Genomic DNA, 390 nt, shown 5'->3' with positions numbered 1-390 from the left:
GTCAGATTGCTTGGCCGCCTGGCTGCACCGGGTTGCTGGTGTCCCAGTTGCTGCTTGATCGCAGCGCCCACGGCGCAACCAGGTCGAGCGTGGTCAGCGTGCCGCTGTTGCGGTCCTGGGCAAACGTGGCGGTCCTGATCTTCAGCCCCATGTCCAGCATCGCCATCGGCGAATAGACGTGCACCTCGTCACCCGGCTCCCACAAGCTGACACCGTCGCGCAGCCAGCCCTGCACCACGATGGTGCATTCGATCAGGGTGCCATTGGTCCAGATGCTTTCGTAGCGCGCCCGGTTGACGATCTCGGCCTGCGTCTTCACGGGCTGTTCGGCTGGCGTCAGCCGCATGCTGCGCATGGACTGCGCCATCCCGGTCACGGTTGCCGTCAGCT

1 protein-coding gene is annotated in these 390 nt (G+C 65.1%); it reads right to left on the bottom strand.

What is annotated here, in order from left to right; all coding sequences use genetic code 11:
* Nucleotide 1 precedes the first annotated feature (1 nt).
* The coding region (locus I6F36_RS39350; protein WP_225173334.1) for a hypothetical protein at nucleotides 2-390 on the bottom strand (389 nt) is incomplete at its 5' end.

This window comes from Bradyrhizobium sp. BRP19 (genome assembly GCF_020194195.1).
Lineage (GTDB): Bacteria > Pseudomonadota > Alphaproteobacteria > Rhizobiales > Xanthobacteraceae > Bradyrhizobium > Bradyrhizobium yuanmingense.
Note: the sequence above shows the minus strand (reverse complement) of the source record. Positions and strands in the feature narration are given on the sequence as shown.